This is a genomic window from Pseudomonas sp. P2S-1, from assembly GCF_057197725.1.
Genome location: NZ_CM170068.1, coordinates 6,156,444 through 6,177,786 on the forward strand (window position 1 = coordinate 6,156,444; position 21,343 = coordinate 6,177,786).

Sequence of the window (21,343 nt, forward strand, 5' to 3'; positions counted from 1 at the left end):
ACGGGGGACGCAGTATCACTCGCTGCGCACTGGCCGGCCAAGGGCCAGGGTGCTTTCGAGCCAGTCGAGCAACTGCGCGGTGACCTCGTCACGGTTGGTTTCATTGAGCAGCTCGTGACGGGCCTGCGGATAGAGTCGCAGGTGCACGTGCTGGTTCCCGGACAGGCGCAGGGCGCCGGTCAGATCTTTCAGACGCTTGCCGGCACTGACCGGATCACATTCGCCGCCGATCACCAGGATCGGCAGGTTCGGATCGATCTGCGCCAGGTTGCGCGGGCGGCTGATCTGCTCCAGCCCGGTGAGCAGATCGATCCACAGGCGGTTGCAGCAGCGAAAGCCGCACAGTGGGTCGTCCACGTACTTGTCGACCTCGGCGGGGTCGCGGCTGAGCCAGTCGAACGCCGTGCGGTTCGGCTTGAAGGCCTTGTTGAACGAGCCGAAGGACAGGAAATCGATCAAGGCGCTGCGCCCCAGCGGGCCCTGGCGCCAGCTCTCCAGGCGGGCGATCTGCCGCGCCGTGCGGTACAGCGCCGGCGGCTGGAAATTCGAGCCACTGAGTACCGCCCCCTGCAGGCTGCCACTGTGGTGCAGCAGGTAGGCCTGGGCGATATAGCTGCCCATGCTGTGGCCGAAGAGAAACACCGGCACGCCCGGATGCTGCTGGCCGATGTGCTGGTTGAGCAGGCCGAGGTCGTTGACCACGGTATTCCAGCCGTTCTCGGTGGCGAACAGGCCAAGCGTGCCGTGCTCCGCCGTGCGGCCGTGGCCACGCTGGTCATGGGCATACAGGGCGAAGCCGGCGCCGCTGAGGGCCTCGCCAAGCCGCTGGTAGCGCCCGGCATGCTCGGCCATGCCGTGGGCCAGCAGCACCACCGCGCGTACCGGCGTGGCCGGCAGCCACTGGTGGACGTACAGGCTGCAATGGTGGCTGGCGGGCAGCCAGAAGGCATCGTGGAGCATGGTGATTTTCCAGGGCAATGGATGCCCCTGAGTGTATAGCCGCTTGCCGAATCGGCTAGCCCGGTAGATGGAGATTCACAGGATCTATGACGAGCCTTGGCATATTTGCCACCTGTGGCAGAGCTGCTAACGTCGGCAGAACGCCGTTTTGCAAGCAGCAATCCGGACCGTACAGGCTCAGGACCGAGGACAATAATAAATGCACGCCGATTTCTGGAACGACAAGCGCCCGCCGGGCGTCCCTTCGCAGATCGACATGAGCACCTACAAGTCGGTGATCGAGGTATTCGAACGCTCCTGCAAGAAGTTCGCCGACCGACCGGCCTTCAGCAACCTGGGCGTGACCCTGACCTACGCCGAGCTGGACCGCTACTCCGCGGCCTTCGCCGCCTACCTGCAGCAATGCACCGACCTCAAGCCGGGCGAGCGCATCGCGGTGCAGATGCCCAACGTCCTGCAATACCCCATCGCCGTGTTCGGTGCCCTGCGCGCCGGGCTGATCGTGGTCAACACCAACCCGCTGTACACCGCCCGGGAGATGCGTCACCAGTTCAAGGACTCCGGCGCCCGCGCCCTGGTCTACCTGAACATGTTCGGCAAGCTGGTCCAGGAAGTGCTGCCGGACACCGGCCTGGACTACCTGATCGAAGCGAAGATGGGCGACATGCTGCCAACGGCCAAGGGCTGGCTGGTCAACACCATCGTCGCCAAGGTCAAGAAGATGGTCCCCGAGTACCACCTGCCCCAGGCGCTGTCGTTCAAGCAGGTGCTGCGCCAGGGCAAGGGCCATGCGCTGAAGCCGGTGACGGCCAGCCACGAGGATATCGCCGTGCTGCAATACACCGGCGGCACCACCGGGGTGGCCAAGGGCGCGATGCTCACCCACGGCAACCTGGTGGCGAACATGCTCCAGGTCCTGGCCTGCTTCTCCCAGCTCGGCCCGGACGGGCAGAAGCTGCTCAAGGACGGCCAGGAGGTGATGATCGCGCCGTTGCCGCTCTATCACATCTATGCCTTCACCGCGAACTGCATGTGCATGATGGTCACCGGCAACCACAACGTGCTGATCACCAACCCGCGGGATATCGCCGGCTTCGTCAAGGAACTGAAGAAGTGGCGCTTCTCCGCGCTGCTCGGGCTCAACACCCTGTTCGTCGCGCTGATGGACAACCCCGGGTTCAAGGACCTGGATTTCTCCGCGCTGAAGGTCACCAACTCCGGCGGCACCGCGCTGGTCAAGGCCACCGCCGAGCGCTGGGAACAGATCACCGGTTGCCGCATCGTCGAAGGCTACGGCCTCACCGAAACCTCGCCGGTGGCCAGCACCAACCCCTACGGCCAGCTGGCGCGCCTGGGCACCGTGGGCATCCCGGTGCCGGGCACGGCGTTCAAGGTCACCGATGACGACGGCAACGAGATGCCCCTGGGCGAACGCGGCGAGCTGTGCATCAAGGGTCCGCAGGTGATGAAGGGCTATTGGCAGCGGCCGGACGCCAGTGCCGAGGCCCTCGATGCCGAAGGCTGGTTCAAGACCGGGGATATCGCGGTGATCGACCCGGACGGCTTTACCCGCATCGTCGACCGCAAGAAGGACATGATTATCGTCTCGGGTTTCAACGTGTACCCGAACGAGATCGAGGACGTGGTCATGGCCCACCCGAAAGTCGCCGCGTGCGCCGCCATCGGTGTGCCGGACGAGCGCTCCGGCGAGGCGGTCAAGCTGTTCGTGGTAGCGAGGGAGGGCGGCGTGACCCTGGAGGAGCTCAAGGCCTACTGCAAGGCCAACTTCACCGGCTACAAAGTGCCCAAGCACATCGTGCTGCGGGATTCGCTGCCGATGACGCCCGTAGGAAAGATCCTGCGTCGCGAGTTGCGCGAACCCGCTTGAGCAGCTACAAGCTATAAGCCGAAAGCTGCAAGATAGAGCGGTCGCGAACTCTCTCTTGCAGCTTGAAGCTTAAAGCTTGCAGCGCCTTTTAGACCCTTTACTCTAAAAATGACCAACTATTTATCTTGAGTCATTTTAGTGACCAATCGGGCCGCTTTAGCTCTAGGCGACCCCTGGCAAAGCTGTTACTCTCGGCGCGCTTCGGATCAGTCGGTTTGCAATAAATCGACATCTAATATCAATAATAATCGCATTGATGCGGTGAAGAATTCGCTGTTGCTGGAGGAGTGGGCTTCCATGATCGAAAATTTTTGGAAGGATAAGTACCCGGCCGGGGTTGCCTCGCAAATCAACCCGGACGAGTACCCGAATATCCAGGCGGTACTGAAGCAGTCCTGCCAGCGTTTCGCCGATAAACCGGCATTCAGCAATCTGGGCAAGACCCTGACCTATGGCGAGCTGTACGAGTTGTCCGGTGCCTTCGCTGCCTATCTGCAGCAGCACACCGACCTGCAACCCGGTGACCGCATCGCCGTTCAACTGCCGAACGTCCTGCAATACCCCGTCGCGGTCTTCGGTGCCATGCGCGCCGGGCTGATCGTGGTCAACACCAACCCGCTCTACACCGCGCGGGAAATGGAACACCAATTCAACGACTCCGGTGCCAAGGCGCTGGTGTGCCTGGCCAACATGGCGCACCTGGCGGAGAAGGTAGTACCCAAGACGTCGGTCAAGCACGTTATCGTCACAGAGGTCGCCGATCTGCTGCCGCCGCTCAAGCGCCTGCTGATCAACAGCGTCATCAAGTACGTGAAGAAGATGGTCCCGGCCTACAGCCTGCCGACCGCGGTGAAGTTCAACGACGCGCTGGCCAAGGGGCAGGGCAAGGCGGTGAAGGAAGCCTCGCCGTCCCACGACGATGTCGCCGTGCTGCAATACACCGGCGGCACCACCGGGGTGGCCAAGGGCGCCATGCTCACCCACCGCAACCTGATCGCCAACATGCTGCAGTGCAAGGCGCTGATGGGTTCCAACCTCAATGAAGGTTGCGAGATCCTCATCACCCCGCTGCCGCTCTATCACATCTACGCCTTCACCTTCCATTGCATGGCGATGATGCTGATCGGCAACCACAACATCCTGATCAGCAACCCGCGCGACCTGCCGGCGATGGTCAAGGAACTGTCGAAGTGGAAGTTCAGCGGCTTCGTCGGGCTCAACACCCTGTTCGTTGCCCTGTGCAACAACGAGGACTTCCGTCGCCTGGACTTCTCGGCGCTGAAGGTCACCCTGTCCGGCGGTATGGCCCTGCAGCTCTCGGTGGCCGAGCGCTGGCGCGAAGTCACCGGCTGCGCTATCTGCGAAGGCTACGGCATGACCGAAACCAGCCCGGTAGCCTCGGTCAACCCGGCGCAGAATATCCAGGTCGGGACCATCGGCATTCCGGTGCCTTCGACCCTGTGCCGGGTCATCGACGATGCCGGCAACGAGCTGCCGTTCGGCGAGATCGGCGAGCTGTGCATCAAGGGCCCGCAGGTCATGAAAGGCTACTGGCAGCGCCAGGACGCCACCGACGAGATCCTCGATGCCGAGGGCTGGCTGAAGACCGGCGATATCGCGGTGATCCAGGCGGACGGCTACATGCGTATCGTCGATCGCAAGAAGGACATGATCCTGGTCTCCGGTTTCAACGTGTACCCGAACGAGCTGGAAGACGTGCTGGCGACCCTGCCGGGTGTGCTGCAATGCGCGGCCATCGGCGTGCCGGACGAGAAGTCGGGCGAGGTGATCAAGGTGTTCATCGTTGCCCGTCCGGGGGTGACCCTGACCCGCGAGCAGGTGATGGAGCATATGCGCGCCAATGTCACCGGCTACAAGGTGCCGCGTTTCGTCGAGTTCCGTGATGCGCTGCCGACGACCAACGTCGGCAAGATCCTGCGGCGTGAGTTGCGGGATGAAGAGTTGAAGAAGCTGGGTCTCAAGAAGATCGCCTGAGTTCTTTCGGGCCTCATCGCTGGCAAGCCAGCTCCCACAGGGAACCGCGTAACCTGTGGGAGCTGGCTTGCCAGCGATAGGGCCCTAAAGATCAACGCAATTTCTCAAGCACCTGGTAATACCACATCCCCGCCGCCAACAGCGGATTCCCCAGCAGATCCCCCATCGGCACCCGTACATGGCTGCAGCCGGCGAAGGTGTCGAATTTCTCCAGCGTCCCGGTGATCGCCTCGGCCATGATCTCGCCCATGATATGGCTGGTGGCAATGCCGTGCCCTGAATAGCCCTGGCAGTACCAGACGTTCTCCGACAGCTTGCCCAGTTGCGGAATGCGGTTGACCACGATGCCCATGGCACAGCTCCACTGGAACTCGATCGGCACATCCTTGAGCGCCGGGAAGGTGCGCTCGATGCACGGCCGCAGTTCCCCGGCGATATCCCGCGAATCCCGTCCCGAATAATTGGCGCCGCCGCCGAACAGCAGGCGGCCGTCCGCCGTCATGCGGTAGTAGTCGAGGACGAAGCGGCAGTCGTACACCGCCAGGTCATGGGGGTTGAGCTGACGGGCCAGGTCCCCCAGCGGCGCCGTGGTGACGATGCCACCCATGGCCGGGAAGATCTTGCCCTTGAGCTGGCGCTTTTCCAGCTTGTGATAGACATCGCCGGCGAGCATCACCTGCTTCGCCTCGATCCGGCCCTTGGCGGTGACCACCGCCGGACGCGGGCCATGGACGATTTCCAGTACCTCCGAGTTCTCGAAGATCAGCGCGCCCAGGCTGTGGGCCGCACGGGCTTCGCCCAGGCACAGGTTGAGCGGATGCAGGTGCAGGTTGCGCTGGTTCTTCAGTGCGCCGAGGTACAGCGGCGAGTCGATATACCGGCGGGCGCCGTCACGGTCGAGTAGCTGCACCTGGTCGCCCATGCCACGGCGTTCCGCTTCCTCGGCAAACCCGCGCAGTTCCTTCATGTGCGACGGCTTCATCGCCGCATGCAGGTGACCGCGCTTGAGGTCGCACTCGATGCCGTAGCGCTCGACCCGCTGCTCGATGATCTGGTGCCCGCGAAAACGCAGGTGCCAGATGAAGTCGTCGACGTCATCACCCAGCCGGGCGCGCATCTGCTTGCGCATGGCTTCGTCGCCGGACAGGCTGCCGGTAACCTGCCCGCCATTGCGCCCGCTGGCGCCCCAACCAATGCGGTTGGTCTCGACGATGGCCACCTTCAGGCCGCGCTCGGCCAGTTCCACGGCGCTGGCGACGCCGGTGAAGCCGCCACCGATGATCGCCACGTCGGCTTCCACCGTGCCTTCGAGGGTCGGGTACTGGGTGGCGTCGTTCAGGGTGGCGCTGTAATAGGACGCGGCGCGCTGGGCGCTGCCACGGTTCAGGGCTGCATTCATGATTCAGGTCCTTCGGAAAAAGAGAAAAGGGTTCAGGCCTGGGTCAGGTACCAGCGCCAGTCCTGCTCGCCGACTTCGGCCATGAACTGACGGTATTCGGCACGCTTGACCGCGAGGTAGACGCCAAGGAATTCGCTGCCCAGGGTGTCCCGGGCCCAGCTCGACTGTTCAAGGGCGGTCAGGGCGCTGAGCCAGTCGGTGGGCAGCAGCGTGGTGGCCTGGGCATAGCCGTTGCCTTCCACCGGTGCGCCGGGATCGAGCTGCAGGCGCAGGCCGTGATGCACTGCGCCGAGCAGGGCGGCGGCAGCGAGGTAGGGGTTGGCGTCGGCGCCGCAGATGCGGTGCTCGATATGCCGGGTGGGGGCCGGGCCGCCGGGCACGCGCAGGCTCACGGTGCGGTTGTCGATGCCCCAGGTCGGTGCCAGCGGCGCGTAGCTGTTGGCCTGGAAGCGCCGGTAGGAGTTGGCGTTGGGGCAGAACAGCAAGAGTGAATCCAGCAGCGCGTCGAGCATGCCACCCACCGCCTGGCGCAGCAGCGGCGTGCCGGCCGGGTCTTCGCTGGCGAACAGGTTGTGGCCTTCGGCATCGGCCAGGCTCACATGCAGGTGCATGCCGGTGCCGGCCAGGTCGGCGAAGGGCTTGGCCATGAAGCAGGCCTGCATGCCGTGCTTGTGCGCCACGCCCTTGACGATGCGTTTGTAGCGTACGGCCTGGTCCATGGCCAGCAGGGCGTCGCCGTGTTCCAGGGTGATTTCCACCTGGCCCGGGGCGTATTCGGAAATCGCCGTGCGCGCCGGAATACCCTGGGCCTTGCAGGCGGCGTAGAGGTCAGCGAGGAAGGGTTCGATCTGTTCCAGTTCGCGCAGGCCATAGACCTGCGTACTTCGCGGTCGCCCGCCGTCGGCGTCGAGAGCCGGTTGTGGTCGGCCGTTGCTGTCGCGCTTCTGGTCGAGCAGGTAGAACTCCAGTTCGCAGGCCATCACCGGGTGATAGCCGTCGGCCTTGAGTGCTTCGACCACGCGCACCAGTACATGGCGCGGATCGGCGTTGGCGGCGGGCAGGCCCTGTTCGGGGTGCATGCTGACCTGCACCGCAGCGGTCGGGATCTGCCGCCAGGGCAGGCGCACCAGGCTGCCCTCCAATGGGTAGGCGCGACAGTCGATATCGCCGACGTCCCAGACCAGCCCGGAGTTTTCCACGTCCTCGCCGTGCAGGGTCAGGCCGAGGATGGTGCTGGGCAGGGGCCGGCCGCTTTCATAGATCGCCAGCAGCTCCTCGCGGTGCAGCAGCTTGCCGCGGGGCATGCCGTTGGCGTCGAGGATGAACAGCTCGATCATTTCGATATCGGGGTTGGCGTCCAGGAACGCGCGGGCCTGCTCGATGGGGGCAAAGTGCATGGGTGCTCTCGCTTGCGCCGTGTTCGGCGCGCAATGAATCGACAAGTGGGCCGATGCAAATGCACGGCCAGGGTTATCGGTCAGGCGAAAGCGGTATCTGGTGGGCGGGCGTGACGGCAATGCCACAGGGCCCAGAAGGCGAGGATGATATGCACCAGCGGGTTTTCCCCACGACGGGCCCGCACCTTCGGGAACGAAGGGGCCAGGAGTGGGCGGGGCATGCTGGTGGGCAGGGTCATGCCTTGATACTCCCATGCTGGCGATGGTTCATTAAATTGGTGTTTGTGTAACTTCAGTCAAGGTTTAACTAAACATAGTGTGTTCAACACAGAACCCTGTGGGAGCTGGCTTGCCAGCGATAGGGCCCGACCAGGCAACATCTTTGCCCAGGCCGGCCTCATCGCTGGCAAGCCAGCTCCCACAGGGTCATCGGCGATGCCTAGAATCGGCAAATCTGCGACAATCCCCCGCTATTCCAAGCCGATCATCTCCCGCAGGACACGCCTGCGCCGCCAAAGACCTCATGACTGACCAGAACGCCGCCATCGGGCAACTGCTGAAAAACCTCGATCACGCCATGATTGCCGAGCGCCATCGCCTGCGCCGGCAACTGCACGAACTGCGCAAGCGCCCCGACGAGGCCAAGCTGGCCCAGTGGGCGCAGCGGGTCCAGGCGTCGTGCGACCAGGCCGCCGCGCGCAAGGCCAGCGTGCCCACCGTGCGCTACGACGACAGCCTGCCGATCGCCGCCAAGCGCGACGAGATCAAGAAGCTGGTGGCAGAAAACCAGGTGGTGATCATCGCCGGCGAGACCGGCTCGGGGAAAACCACCCAGTTGCCGAAGATCTGTCTGGAACTGGGCCGCGGCCAGTTCGGCCTGATCGCCCATACCCAGCCGCGGCGGATCGCCGCGCGCAGCGTCGCCAGCCGGGTCGCCGAGGAGCTGGGCACGCCGCTGGGCGCGCTGGTCGGCTATCAGGTGCGCTTCGAGGACCAGAGCGACGCCAATACCCTGGTCAAGCTGATGACCGACGGTATCCTCCTCGCCGAAACCCAGCACGACCGTTTCCTCGAACGCTACGACACGATCATCGTCGACGAGGCCCACGAGCGCAGTCTCAACATCGACTTCCTGCTCGGCTACCTGAAGACCCTGCTGCCACGCCGCCCTGACCTGAAGGTGATCATCACCTCGGCGACCATCGACCTGGAGCGCTTCTCGGAACACTTCGACAAGGCGCCGATCATCGAGGTCTCCGGGCGCACCTTCCCGGTGGAAACCTGGTACCGCCCGCTGACCAGCGAGCAGGACGAGGAGGGCAACCGGGTCGAGGACGATCTCACCGTCGACCAGGCGATCCTCGCCAGCCTCGACGAAATCGCTGCCCATGAGCGTAGCGTCGGCAAGGGCCCGGGTGACGTGCTGGTATTCCTCCCGGGCGAGCGCGAGATCCGCGATGCCGCCGAGGTGCTGCGCAAGGCGCAGTTGCGTCATACCGAGATCCTGCCGTTGTATGCGCGCCTGTCGCCGGCCGAGCAGCAGCGCATCTTCCAGTCCCATCCGGGGCGTCGGGTCGTACTGGCGACCAACGTCGCCGAAACCTCGCTGACCGTGCCCGGCATCCGCTACGTGATCGACAGCGGTACCGCGCGCATCAGCCGCTACAGCTACCGCGCCAAGGTCCAGCGCCTGCCGATCGAAGCGGTGTCCCAGGCCAGCGCCAACCAGCGTAAAGGCCGTTGCGGCCGGGTCGAGCCGGGTATCTGCATCCGCCTGTACAGCGAAGAGGATTTCAACGCGCGGCCGGCCTTCACCGACCCGGAGATCCTGCGTACCAACCTCGCCGCCGTCATCCTGCAGATGCTCCATCTGCGCCTTGGCGAGATCGATGCCTTCCCGTTCATCGAGCCGCCGGATGGCAAGGCCATCAGTGATGGCTTCAACCTGTTGCAGGAGCTCTCGGCGGTCAACCGCGAGAACCAGCTCACCCCGCTGGGCCGCCAACTGGCCCGCTTGCCGGTGGACCCGCGCCTGGGCCGCATGCTGCTGGAAGGCGCCAGGCAGGGCAGCCTGCAGGAAGTGTTGATCGTCACCAGTGCCCTTTCGGTGCAGGACCCGCGTGAACGTCCGCCGGAGCGCCAGCAGGCCGCCGACCAGGCCCACGCGCAGTGGAAGGACGCCGACTCGGACTTCGCCGCGCTGGTCAACCTGTGGCGTGGTTTCGAAGAGCAGCGCCAGGAACTGACCTCCAGCCCGCTGCGCAACTGGTGCCGGAAGAACTTCCTCAACTACCTGCGCCTGCGCGAATGGCGCGATGCCCATCGCCAGCTCGGGCTGATCTGCCGCGACCTGCAACTGAGCGTCAACAAGGAGCCGGCGGACTTCCCGCGCCTGCACAAGGCGATCCTCTCCGGCCTGCTCAGCCAGATTGGCCAGAAGACCGAGGAAGGCGATTACCTCGGTGCCCGCCAGCGGCGCTTCTGGGTGCATCCGTCCTCGGGCATCGGCAAGAAACGTCCGCAATGGATCATGACCGCCGAGCTGGTGGAAACCACCAAGCTCTATGCGCGCATGGTGGCGAAGATCGATTCCGACTGGATCGAGCCGCTGGCCGGACACCTGCTGAAGAAGAACCACTTCGAGCCGCACTGGGAGAAGAAGCGCGGCCAGGTGGTGGCCTTCGAACAGGTCACCCTGTACGGCCTGATCGTGGTCGGCCGGCGTCCGGTGCATTACGGGCCGATCGACCCGCAGGTTTCCCGCGAGCTGTTTATCCGCGAGGGCCTGGTGGGCGGCGAAATCAACTCCCGCGCCCGCTGCCTGGCGGCAAACAAGAAGTTGCTGGAAGAACTCGACGAGCTGGAAGCCAAGGCCCGCCGCCGCGACATCCTGGCCGACGAGGAAACCCTCTACGGCTTCTACGAGGAACGCCTGCCGGCGGAGATCCACCAGGCCGCGACCTTCGACAGTTGGTACAAGACCAACAGCCAGAAGGACCCGCAGCTGCTGATCATGCGCGCCGAGGACGTGCTGGCCCGCGAGGCCAGCGAAGTCACCGCCGCACAGTACCCGGACACCCTGCGCCTGGGCGACCTGAAGCTGTCGCTGACCTACCACTTCGAACCCAACCATCCCCGTGACGGCGTGACCGTCCGGGTGCCGGCGCCACTGCTGCCGAGCCTGCCGGGCGAGCGTCTGGAATGGCTGGTGCCGGGCCTGCTGGAAGCCAAGTGCATCGCCCTGGTGCGCAACCTGCCCAAGGCCCTGCGCAAGAACTTCGTGCCGGTGCCGGACTTCGTCAAGGCGGCCATGGCGCGCATGACTTTCGCCGAAGGCTCGCTGCCCCTGGCGTTGGGTCGGGAACTGCTGCGCATGACCGGTGCTCGGGTCAGCGACGAAGCCTGGGCCGAGGCGGCGGAACAGGTGGAAAACCACCTGAAGATGAATATCGAAGTGGTCGACGGCCAGGGCAAGTTCCTCGGCGAAGGCCGCGATCTGGCGGAGCTGACCGCCCGTTTTGCTGCGGCCAGCCAGGCCGCACTGGCCGTGCCGCAGTCGGAGAAAACCCAGAAACCAGTGGAGGCCAAGGGCTTCGGCAAGGTCGAGCAGACCGCCCAGCAGAAGATCGCCGGGCTGTCGATGACGGTCTATCCGGCGCTGGTGGAGGAGGGCGGTACGGTCAAGGAAGGGCGTTTCTCGACCCAGGCCGAGGCCAGCTTCCAGCATCGCCGCGCCCTGCAGCGCTTGCTCCTGCAACAACTGGCCGAGCCGGCGAAGTTCCTGCGTGGCAAGTTGCCGGGCCTGACCGAGCTGGGCCTGCTTTATCGCGAACTGGGCCGGATCGATTCGCTGGTCGAGGATATTCTCCTGGCCAGCCTCGACAGCTGCGTGCTGGAAGGCGAAAGCGTGCTGCCGCGTGACGGCGCGGCCCTGGCGTCCCTGGCCGAGCGCAAGCGCGGCGACTGGACCGATCACGCCGAGCGCCTGGCGCGGCTGGTCCTGGAAATCCTCAAGCTGTGGCACGGCCTGCAAAAGCGCTTCAAGGGCAAGATCGACCTGGCCCAGGCCGTGGCGCTCAACGATATCAAGCAGCAGGTGGGCAACCTGGTCTATCCGGGCTTCGTCCGCGAGACCCCGGGCGTCTGGCTCAAGGAACTGCCGCGCTACCTCAAGGCAGTGGAGCTGCGCCTGGAAAAACTCGGCGCGCAGGTGCAGAAGGACCGGGTCTGGAGCGGCGAGCTGAGCAACGCCTGGGCGCAGTACAAGGCCCGCGCCGACAAGCATGCCCAGGAAGGCAAGCGCGACGAGCAGTTGCAGCTGTACCGTTGGTGGCTGGAGGAATACCGGGTTTCCCTGTTCGCCCAGCAACTGGGGACCAAGGTGCCGATTTCCGACAAGCGCCTGAGCAAGCAGTGGAGCCAGGTCGAAGCCTGACCGGCGGGCGCCGGGTTGTGCCCGACAGGGGCCAACCCGGCGCAGTTGTGGCACACTTGGCGATATTTACCGCCATCGGACGCCCGTTCCGGTCGCGGCAACCGACTTCCGAACAGCCTGCAACAGCTCTGCCACGCGGGGGTGTTGCAATCACGACTTGGCACCTTGGTGCCAGTTCGAAGAACCCAACAGAGGATCGATCGTGCATAACGTCGTCATCAGCGGCACTGGCCTGTACACCCCGGCCAACAGCATTTCCAACGAAGAGCTGGTGGAATCCTTCAACACCTACGTCACCCAGTTCAACGCCGACAACGCCGCTGCCATCGAGCGTGGCGAGGTCCAGGCCCTGGCCGAGTCCAGCGCTGCCTTCATCGAGAAGGCCTCGGGGATCAAGAGCCGCTACGTCATGGACAAGGCCGGCATTCTTGACCCGCAGCGCATGAAGCCGCGTCTGCCGGAGCGCAGCAACGACGAGCCGTCGATCCTCTGCCAGATGGGCGTGGCCGCCGCCGAGCAGGCCCTGAAGCGCGCCGGGCGCACGGCTGCCGATGTCGATGCGGTGATCGTCGCCTGCTCCAACCTGCAGCGCCCGTACCCGGCCATCGCCATCGAAGTGCAGCAGGCCCTGGGGATCAACGGCTTCGGCTTCGACATGAACGTCGCCTGTTCCTCGGCCACCTTCGGCATCCAGGTCGCCTGCAACAGCGTGCAACTGGGCCAGGCCCGTGCAGTGCTGGTGGTCAGCCCGGAAATCTGTACCGGCCACCTCAACTTCCGCGACCGCGACAGCCACTTCATCTTCGGTGACGCGGCCACTGCCGTGCTGGTGGAGCGCGCCGACCTGGCCACCTCCGAGCATCAGTTCGATATCGTCAGCACCAAGCTGCTGACCCAGTTCTCCAACAACATCCGCAACAACTTCGGCTTCCTCAACCGCGCGGCGGAAGAGGGCGTGGATGCGGCGGACAAGCTGTTCGTCCAGGAAGGCCGCAAGGTGTTCCGCGAGGTATGCCCGATGGTCGCCGAGCTGATCGGCACGCACCTGGCGGAAAACAACCTCAACGTCAGTGATGTTCAGCGTTTCTGGCTGCACCAGGCCAACCTGAGCATGAACCACCTGATCGTCAAGAAGCTGCGCGGGCGTGACGTGCTGGAAGAAGAGGCACCGGTGATTCTTGACCGTTATGCCAACACCAGCTCGGCGGGCTCGGTGATCGCACTGCACAGCTATCAGGATGACCTGCCGAAAGGCGCGCTGGGTGTGCTCAGTTCGTTCGGTGCCGGTTATTCGATCGGTAGCGTGATCCTGCGCAAGCGCTGATCTTTCCAGGCATTTATGTTGTTGTTGCCGGCCTCATCGCTGGCAAGCCAGCTCCCACAGGGATTGCATGCACCGCAGAACCTGTGGGAGCTGGCTTGCCAGCGATGACGGTCGTGTGGACAACGCATGAAGCGTCATTGATCCGGAATCCAGGAGGACTGGTGTAATCTGCCGGCAAAAAGCCATAAGCTTTCCAGGCGGCATCGGCTTCAACAGGGTTAAGCAAAATGTTCGAGATAGATCGCAACAGCAAAGTGCTGTTGGTGGACCAGATTCGCAACGAAATCATCAGCCGCATCGAAGCCTTCCAGTGGGTTCGCGGCAGTCGACTGCCCTCGGTCCGGGCCCTGTCCAAACAGCTGGGCGTGAGCATTTTCACGGTCAGCAGCGCTTACGAAGACCTGGTCGCCCGACAGATCATCGAGTCCCGCCCCGGCGCCGGCTATTACATCCTCGCTTCCGGCCCCGCTGACACCAGCAAGGATTCGGAGCGGATGATCCCGCCTTCCAGCCTGCATGCCGGTTTCCTCTACCGTGCGCTGGACCCGTCGCAATACGATTTCCCGGTCAGTTCCGGCTACCTGCCGCCGTCGTGGCTGGCCGACGCGGTCCCCGCCTCGGTGACCGGCCGGCTGATCCGCAACACCCTGTCGTGCAGCGTCCCGGCCCCGGCCGCCGGCAGCCAGGAGCTGCGCTCGGTGATCGCCAAGAAGCTGCGCGAACTGCAGATCAACGCCTCCAGCACGCAGATCGTGGTGACCATCGGTGCCACCCACGCCTTTTCGCTGATCCGCAACATGATGCTCGAGGCCGGCGATTACCTGCTGGTGGAAGACCCCAGCTACCTGCTGCTGCAGCTCAAGCTGATCAAGGATCGCGACTTCAACATCATCACCGTGCCGCGTACCCACGACGGCCCGGACCTGGACATCATGGAGGAGATGGTCGCCAAATACCGGCCCAAGCTGTTCCTGACCCAGACCCTGATCCACAACCCCACCGGCGGCAACACCTCGCCGGCCAAGGGCTTCCGCATTCTCTCACTGGCGCAGAAATACGATTTCCATATCGTCGAGGACGATATCTTCGGCGCCCTGTGCACCCGCCAGACCCTGCGCCTGAGCAGCCTCGACGAGTGGAACCGGACCTTCTACCTGAGTGGTTTCAGCAAGGTGCTCAGCCCGGCGCTGCGCCTGGGCTACGTGGTGGCGCCGCCAGAGTTCGTCGAACGCCTGGTGGAGCAGAAGATGTACAACGTGCTGTGTGGGTCATCCCTGGACGAGACGATCGTCGCCTACACCCTGGAGTCCGGGCGCTACCAGCATCATCTGGATGCCTTGCGCCAGCGGGTGATGCACGAGCGCATCCGCGCACGGGAGTGGCTGACCAAGGTCGGCGTGGAAGTCGACGAGGGCGTGGTGGAGGGATTGTTCATCTGGGCGCGCTTCCCTGCGCACGTGGATCTTCGCCGCCTGATCGAGGAGGCGCACGATGCCCGGATTTTCCTGGCCCCGGGTTCACTGTTCAGCAATACCCGCGAGTACGACCAGTACATCCGCCTGAACGTCAGTCATTGCAACGACCTGCGTTTCAGACAATTTGTCGCTGACCATCTATGCAGCGAAACTGCCAGCGCTTGAAGTAGTCGGCGAAGGTGCTCACCTGGCCCAGGTCCTCATAGGAATAGATCACGCCATTGAGGATCTGCACGATATCGTTGTCGCGCAGGGTCGGGATGAACGAGTCCTCGAGGATCTCCAGGCCATTCACCGCCAGGCTCAGGTCATCGATCCAGTACAGCGGCTTGCCATCCTTTCCCGCCCAGATGCGGCTATCGGCATAAAAGGACTTCAGGGCCAATCCATTGGTTTGCATGGGCATGACGTTGATCCTGCTTCGACTGATTGAAGGGTTGGCCATGGCTCAGGCCTTCCTGTGTGCCCGAAACCGCAGGCGTGTCGCATCCACGGTCCAGCGCCCGTTGCTGTCCAGCAGGTCGCGGGCCAGGTCTTCCGTGACCTCTTCGAGGAAGGCGGCGCGCATGTCTGCCGGCACTGCCTGCAGGTAATGACCGCAGCAACCCTCGATCCACTCCGTGATCGGCACCTCCAGCACCAGCGGCTGCTCGAACCAGCTGATATGGCTGACATGGAACCCGGCCTGCTCCAGCACCTGCTGGTACTCGTGGGCGCTGGGCAGATACCAGCGTTCCAGGTCGGTCCAGTCGATCGAGCGGCGCTCCAGCGCCCCCGTCAGGGCCCGGCGGATCAGCGCGGCGTGGGCGCTGCCGGCGAACTCGCCGACGAAGCGTCCTCCCGGCTTGAGCGCCATGTAGGCGCCGGTCGCGACCTCGTCGGCCTGGTGCATCTCGTGCAGGGCGTCATGGCTGAACACCACGTCGAAATCCTGATGGAAATACAGCTCCTCGGCGTTGCCGCGTTTCACCTCCAGGCCACGGGCCCGGGCCGCCACCACCCGTTCCGGATCGATGTCGAAGCCGGTGAGCTCGGCGCCCTGGCTGGCCAGTTGCGCCGTCAGGCAGCCGTCGCCGCAGCCGATGTCCAGCACCTGCTCGCCGGACTTGAGCGCCAGCAGGCCCAGCACCCCATCCACATAACGGGCGATGCAGTGCGTGGGGGTGTCCGGCGGTTCGCTGCCGGGGCGGAAAAAACTCGGAGCGCTCATCTCGATGTTTCCGTGTTGTTGCGGGATAAAAAGGCGCGTGCCGGTCGCCCGACACGCGCAAAGGTTCAGAGACGCTTGGACAGCCAGACCAGGACGATCACCACGGCGCACACCGCCGGGGTCAGCCAGTTCCAGGCTTCGCCCATCAGCCAGATGGAGAAGGCGAAGGTGAAGAAGGGTTGCAGCAGCTGCAGTTGGCTGATGCGCTGGATACCACCCAGGGCCAGGGCGCGGTTCCACGAGAAGAAGCCCAGCAGCGAGTTGATCAGGGCCAGGAACAGCAGGGCCGCGACACCCTGGCCAGGCAGGTTGGCGATGGTCTCGCCGTCATACAGGAACAGGCTCACTGGCAGCAGCACGGGCAGGCTGACCACCAGGGTCCAGCACATGACCTGCCAGCCCGGCAGTTCCTTGGACAGGGCGCCACCCTGGGCATAGCCGAAACCGGCCAGGACCACGGCGCCGAGCAGGGCCAGGTCACCGATATAGATGTCCTGCACGTCGGACTTGATCACGGTGTAGGCGAACACGGTGAGGAAGCCCAGGCTCGACACCAGCCAGAACATCTTCGATGGCCGGGTGCCGGTGATCAGGGTGCCGAAGATCGCGGTGGACAGTGGCAGTGCCGCCAGGACCACGCCGCCGTGGCTGACCGGCACGTACTGCATGCCCAGCGCGGTGAGGATCGGGAAGCCGTAGACGATGCCGGTGGAGGTCAGCAGCATGCGCTTGAGTTGGGAACCGTTGGGCAGCTTGGCGCGGCCGATGATCAGGAACGGAATGGCTGCGAGCGCCGCCAGCACCGAGCGGAAAAAGCCGACCTGCAGGGCGCTCAGGTCGCCGGCGAGCATCTTCGCCGCCGGCAGGGTCATGGCGAAGGCGGCCACGGAAATCAGGCCGAGGAAGTAGGCCTGCATGTCCTGGTTCTTGGTGTCTTGAAAACTGGCGACTGTACTTTGCGTCATTGCAGCGGTTCCTTTCTGGCTTTACCGGTAAGGCATCCGCCCTCCATGGGCGGATGCGCACGCCGGTCAGATCTGTTTGTTGTTCAGGTTCGGCTTGTCCAGCGGGCTGGTGCTGAGGAAGAACACCAGGGACGTGCGGGTCCCGCTTTCCACCTTGCGCACGCCGTGGGGGATCTCGCAGCGGTTGATCAGCACGTCGGCGTAGCCGGTCTTGAGCAGGGCTTCCTTGCCCTCGTAGTCGACGAAGAACTCGCCGCCGCCGTAGTCCTTGCCGAACTGGATGACCACCGAGTAGCGGTATTCCAGGTTGCTGTAGGTGTCGATGTGCTTGCCGATGAAGTTGCCTTCTTCCAGCTGGTTGGCCTGGCAACGGCGGATGTAGCTTTCGCCGCCCATGATCCCGTTGAAGAACTCGCGGCTCTTGCCGGAGGAGAGGATCTCCACCACGCGCTTGCCCCACGGATCGTTGCGGTACACCGGCAATTGGCCTTTCTGGTCTTCCATGAAGCGGCCGACCGAGAGGAAGTTCTGCTCGCCCACGTCACCGATCTCGATGATGGTCTTGGGGATCACCTGGCAGGCTTCTTCCATGTAGGCCAGGTCTTCGCGGGAGAACAGCTGGGCAGCGTTCAGGGCTGCGTAGGCGCTGCTGTTCAGTTGCTGGCTTGCCGCTTGAATCGTCTCTTGCATGATCAGGCTCCTTGAGAACTGGGCGTGGGGTACAGCATGTCTTGGGGTTGGGTCGCAGCGTTCTGCAGCGGGCCGAAGGGCTCGCGCACGCCGCGGCACATGTGGTCGCGAATCAGGTACAGGCCGGACATGAAGCCCCAGACTTCGAGGAAGGGACCGTAGCTGGACGGTTGGCCCTCGATGCTGGCGCGGTAGTTGGCAATATGCCGGTAATGCACGTTAGGCCGGCGGTGGTGAGCGTCGTGGTTGGGCAGGTCCTGCGGGTAGACGTACAGGCGCACCGGTACATCCAGCAGCAGCGCCTTGAGCACCCAGCCGGTCCAGGCAGCGACACCACCGCTTGGCGGCGTGCGGCCCTGGAAGCGGCCCCAGGTCAGGCGGCCGTAATGCGGCTTGTCGGCCCTGCCTTCCTCGCGCTGGTAGAACCACAGGTGTTCGGTGAACAGTTGCAGCCACATCGAGTGCTCGAACAGCACCGCCCGCGGGATCCCGTAGATCAGGGCGAAGGCCATCAGGCTGTCGGTGGCCCACAGCAGCACCAGTAACACGGCCCAGAACACCAGGCGGAAGCGCACCTCGTCCCGTGGCGGCCGCACGAAGCAGTCGTTCAGGGTCGCGCGCCACTGGCGCAGCAGGTAGGTCGGGCGGAACGGCGTGCAGATCACCCGCCACCAGTAGGCCAGCTCCGGCATGCCCGGGTAGAAGCCCTGGGCCTGGATGAAGCGCTGGTCCGGGTCGATGTCGGTGCACAGCACATGGATGTTGTGGTGTTCACGGACATGGCTCTGGTTGTAGGTGTCCCAGTCCTGGTACAGCAGCGGCGTGGTCAGGAAGAACCGCGCGTAACGCTGGGCCCGGGCCTTGTCCTTGAGCACCGCGCCGTGGGTCAGGTAATGGAAGGTCGCCTGCATGCTGCGCAGGCGGTTGACCATCAGCACCCAGGCCGCGATCACCAGCAGCACCGACAGCAGCGGATGGAAAGCACCGTCCAGCACCGCCTTGCCGAGCAGCACCAGGCCGATCATCACCGTCCAGGTGAACAGCAGGTGGACCAGCAGGAAGCGCTCGCCGGTCTTGTCCATCTTCGCCTTCAAGGCCTCGGCCGGTTGCACCAGGCCCTTGCCGGTCAGCCAGGTCCACAGCGGCTGCAACGGCAGCCGGCCATACGCCGCGCGCAGGTTGCCCTGCGGGCCGTACTGGCAGTAGTGGGTGGCGTTGTCGTGCTGGTTCATCAGTACACCCGCGTCAGGTAAAGGACCGGGATGTCGCTGTACAACCAGTAGAACGGCTGCATGCGGTTATGGTCGGCGCCGATCACGATCGGGTTCTGCCATTGCGCGGCGAAGACCTGGCCGATGGCCGCGTACTCCGCGCCCTGGGCGTAGAGGATCTGCATCAGTTCCTCATTGCTGCGCTGCTGGTGCCAGGCCTGGTACAGCGGCAGGCGGGCATTGAAGATCCCGGCGTAGTCAAGGTCGCTTTCGACGATGCAACCGTTGTCGCGACTGGCCAGGCGCCGTTCGGCCTCGGCGGTCAGGGCATGCCACTGCGCTTCGCCACCGGCAGCCTCGGCGATCATGATCGACTCGGTGTCCGGGCCGAGGATGTCGAGGATCTTCTGCTGGCTGATGCGCAGCTTGCGGGCGAAGCCCTCGCGGGTTTCCTTGAGGCGGTTGAGGGTCGAGGCATCGAAGCCCTCGAAGTCGCCGGCGCCGATGGCGATCCGTGCATCGATACCGTGCTTCTTCAATACTGCCTGCAGCACCGGCAGGGTCTTGACCACCCGCCCGGCCACCAGGCCGATGCCTTCGCCCAGGTGCTCGAAGGTGTAGCGCAGGCGGCCGTTCTTGCTTTCGTAGCCGTAGTCCGGGCACACCGGCGAGACCAGGGTGATGGTTTCACCGGCCAGGCCCTTGGCCAGGGTTTCGGCGAAGCGCGCCATGAAGTGCGGCGCCGAGGTGGTGAAGGACAGGCGCTCGAAGGCCTTCTCCAGGTCGATCACCAAAGCGTCTGGTAGCACTGTCATGGTGGGATAGCGGACCTTCAGCGCCGGGGTGGTCACCGTGTTGTCGTTGACCGCGCAGAGCAGCAGGTTGAGCAACGAAGGGCGACTTTGGTTGATATAGGGTTTATCCAGAATCAGGGTCTTGCGGCCTTCTTCATGGCGAACTTGCCATTGGAAACCCGGGAACTTCGACTGGATAAAGCGATAGAACGGCATATAACGTGGAAGTCCGGTCTGTTCATCGTCATCACGCTGGAAGTTGGCATACACGGCGGACAGCCGGGAGACTTCTTCCTCGATGCACAAGGCCTTGACCAGATCCGCCGGTGGTTGTTGCGACAACGAGATTGGCGACAACACACGCTTGCTGATCAACTTATGGGTAAGTTTGTTTCTGACGTAATACTTCGCGAGAGTCTGGCTCATGGCATCACCGGTACGAAAGTTCCTGGTCAGCAGGCGTGAGTTCGATAAGGTTGATATTCACGTGCGTTGGCTGGCGCAGGGCCCAGACCACCGCATTGGCGACATCCTCCGGTTCCAGCGGGGTCAGGCTGCTGTACACCTGGTCGGCCCGGGCCTGGTCGCCGTTGTTCTGCACGAGGGCGAACTCCGAGCGGGTCTTGCCCGGGGCGACGGTGGTCAGGCGTACCCGGCTGCCCACCAGTTCGGTGCGCAGGCAGCGGCCGAAGTGCTCGACGAAGGCCTTGGAGGCGGCGTACACATGCCCGCCCTGGTAATGCACATGGGCGCCGATGGAGCTCAGGTTGACCACGTGGCCGCGGCCGCTGGCGATCAGCCGGGGCAATACCGCGCGGGTCACGTTGATCAGGCCGTGGACATTGGTGTCGAGCATGGTTTGAATATGTTCGTCGGTAATGTCCAGCAACTTGCCGTGACCTTGCAGCAGACCGGCGCCATTGACCAGTTTGTCGATACTTGCGAATTGCTCCGGCAGTTCATTGATCCGTTCATTGAATGTCTGGCTGTCGCGAACATCACAACTTATTGCGTGGAAACTTCCGTGGAATTCATCGCTCAATGCATTCAGGCGCTCTTCCCGACGGCCGATTCCGATAACGTTGCTTCCCTGCTTTAGCAAAATTCTGGCGCAAGCCAGCCCGATGCCAGACGTCACTCCGGTGACGACGACCGTTTCATCAGTTTTCAATTGCTGCTCCTTCTTACTTGCACTTGTGAGGTGAGGTGGTGTTGCTACCTGGAAGCGTCCGTGCCTGATGAACGGGGTCAGATTAGAAAGAGCGTCGGGGGATGTACCGGTACAGCCGGGGCGCTGCGCACCAAACTGTCTGGTCGCCGGACCATGACAGTTTGCGAAGGAAGCTCAGGACAGTGCGGCGAGGTGCAGGCAGGTAGAAGAGGGAAGGCTGTGCTGCTGTGCGCTTTTGTCGCAAGGACGGTCGAGCGATAGCAGATTGATGTCAATCACGCCGAAAAACGGGCGTTTTGCCATATTCCTGAACGGAGTAAAAAAGTTCCGCTGTCACAAAACATTTATATAAAAGCCACTGATCTGAAATAACCCCCCGCCAAGATTCCTCCCCAGCACAAGTGGCCCTGTCCACGTGTTTTTTCAACG

General features: G+C 63.7%; 16 protein-coding genes. 5 read left to right on the forward strand and 11 right to left on the reverse strand.

What is annotated here, in order from left to right:
- Positions 1 to 15: 15 nt before the first annotated feature.
- Complete coding sequence (locus AC2CQI_RS27760) at positions 16 to 960, reverse strand: lysophospholipase (protein ID WP_484578499.1); 945 nt, start codon at positions 958 to 960, stop codon at positions 16 to 18.
- Between the two features lie 199 nt (positions 961 to 1,159).
- Between AC2CQI_RS27760 and fadD2 the strand changes: the two genes are divergently transcribed.
- Positions 1,160 to 2,848: a long-chain-fatty-acid--CoA ligase FadD2 gene (gene fadD2, locus AC2CQI_RS27765; protein WP_484578500.1), complete on the forward strand. Its 1,689-nt coding sequence runs from the start codon at positions 1,160 to 1,162 to the stop codon at positions 2,846 to 2,848.
- Between the two features lie 297 nt (positions 2,849 to 3,145).
- A complete protein-coding gene (gene fadD1 / locus AC2CQI_RS27770; RefSeq protein ID WP_075806054.1) occupies positions 3,146 to 4,843 on the forward strand; it encodes a long-chain-fatty-acid--CoA ligase FadD1 in 1,698 nt (565 codons plus the stop codon).
- A gap of 91 nt (positions 4,844 to 4,934) precedes the next feature.
- Here fadD1 and AC2CQI_RS27775 read toward each other — a convergent pair whose 3' ends face one another.
- The 3 genes from AC2CQI_RS27775 to AC2CQI_RS27785 all read right to left on the reverse strand — a co-directional run bounded on the left by AC2CQI_RS27775 (position 4,935) and on the right by AC2CQI_RS27785 (position 7,878).
- Positions 4,935 to 6,242 (reverse strand): NAD(P)/FAD-dependent oxidoreductase, encoded by a 1,308-nt coding sequence (locus AC2CQI_RS27775; RefSeq protein ID WP_484578501.1) that lies wholly within the window; start codon positions 6,240 to 6,242, stop codon positions 4,935 to 4,937.
- Positions 6,243 to 6,274: 32 nt separating this feature from the next.
- Positions 6,275 to 7,639 carry a glutamine synthetase family protein gene (locus tag AC2CQI_RS27780; RefSeq protein WP_484578502.1) on the reverse strand — a complete coding sequence of 455 codons (1,365 nt, stop codon included), beginning with the start codon at positions 7,637 to 7,639 and terminating at the stop codon, positions 6,275 to 6,277.
- 80 nt (positions 7,640 to 7,719) lie between these two features.
- Complete coding sequence (locus AC2CQI_RS27785; protein WP_484578503.1) at positions 7,720 to 7,878, reverse strand: hypothetical protein; 159 nt, start codon at positions 7,876 to 7,878, stop codon at positions 7,720 to 7,722.
- Positions 7,879 to 8,162: 284 nt separating this feature from the next.
- On the opposite strand from AC2CQI_RS27785, the gene hrpA reads away from it, so the two are divergent.
- From hrpA to AC2CQI_RS27800, 3 genes are all read left to right on the forward strand, one after another.
- Positions 8,163 to 12,074: an ATP-dependent RNA helicase HrpA gene (gene hrpA, locus AC2CQI_RS27790; protein ID WP_484578504.1), complete on the forward strand. Its 3,912-nt coding sequence runs from the start codon at positions 8,163 to 8,165 to the stop codon at positions 12,072 to 12,074.
- A gap of 202 nt (positions 12,075 to 12,276) precedes the next feature.
- Positions 12,277 to 13,398 (forward strand): beta-ketoacyl-ACP synthase III, encoded by a 1,122-nt coding sequence (locus AC2CQI_RS27795; protein WP_484578505.1) that lies wholly within the window; start codon positions 12,277 to 12,279, stop codon positions 13,396 to 13,398.
- 227 nt (positions 13,399 to 13,625) lie between these two features.
- On the forward strand, positions 13,626 to 15,038 hold the full coding sequence (locus AC2CQI_RS27800; protein WP_075806049.1) for an aminotransferase-like domain-containing protein: 1,413 nt from the start codon (positions 13,626 to 13,628) through the stop codon (positions 15,036 to 15,038).
- Here AC2CQI_RS27800 and AC2CQI_RS27805 read toward each other — a convergent pair.
- The 7 genes from AC2CQI_RS27805 to AC2CQI_RS27835 all read right to left on the reverse strand — a co-directional run bounded on the left by AC2CQI_RS27805 (position 14,989) and on the right by AC2CQI_RS27835 (position 20,881).
- Positions 14,989 to 15,279: a hypothetical protein gene (locus AC2CQI_RS27805; protein ID WP_075806048.1), complete on the reverse strand. Its 291-nt coding sequence runs from the start codon at positions 15,277 to 15,279 to the stop codon at positions 14,989 to 14,991. The two genes, AC2CQI_RS27800 and AC2CQI_RS27805, sit on opposite strands and share 50 nt — an antisense overlap.
- Positions 15,280 to 15,321: 42 nt before the next feature.
- Positions 15,322 to 16,083: a class I SAM-dependent methyltransferase gene (locus tag AC2CQI_RS27810; protein ID WP_075806047.1), complete on the reverse strand. Its 762-nt coding sequence runs from the start codon at positions 16,081 to 16,083 to the stop codon at positions 15,322 to 15,324.
- Between the two features lie 65 nt (positions 16,084 to 16,148).
- A complete protein-coding gene (locus AC2CQI_RS27815; protein ID WP_075806046.1) occupies positions 16,149 to 17,048 on the reverse strand; it encodes a DMT family transporter in 900 nt (299 codons plus the stop codon).
- A 66-nt stretch (positions 17,049 to 17,114) separates the two neighbouring features.
- The gene (locus AC2CQI_RS27820; protein ID WP_484578506.1) at positions 17,115 to 17,738 is read right to left on the reverse strand and encodes a 2OG-Fe(II) oxygenase; all 624 of its coding nucleotides are present in this window, start codon (positions 17,736 to 17,738) and stop codon (positions 17,115 to 17,117) included.
- A 2-nt stretch (positions 17,739 to 17,740) separates the two neighbouring features.
- Positions 17,741 to 18,970: a hypothetical protein gene (locus AC2CQI_RS27825; protein ID WP_075806044.1), complete on the reverse strand. Its 1,230-nt coding sequence runs from the start codon at positions 18,968 to 18,970 to the stop codon at positions 17,741 to 17,743.
- Complete coding sequence (locus AC2CQI_RS27830) at positions 18,970 to 20,169, reverse strand: hypothetical protein (RefSeq protein WP_484578507.1); 1,200 nt, start codon at positions 20,167 to 20,169, stop codon at positions 18,970 to 18,972. Before AC2CQI_RS27830 ends, AC2CQI_RS27825 begins: the two co-directional genes overlap by 1 nt.
- 4 nt (positions 20,170 to 20,173) lie before the next feature.
- On the reverse strand, positions 20,174 to 20,881 hold the full coding sequence (locus AC2CQI_RS27835) for an SDR family NAD(P)-dependent oxidoreductase (RefSeq protein WP_484580674.1): 708 nt from the start codon (positions 20,879 to 20,881) through the stop codon (positions 20,174 to 20,176).
- Positions 20,882 to 21,343 lie beyond the last annotated feature (462 nt).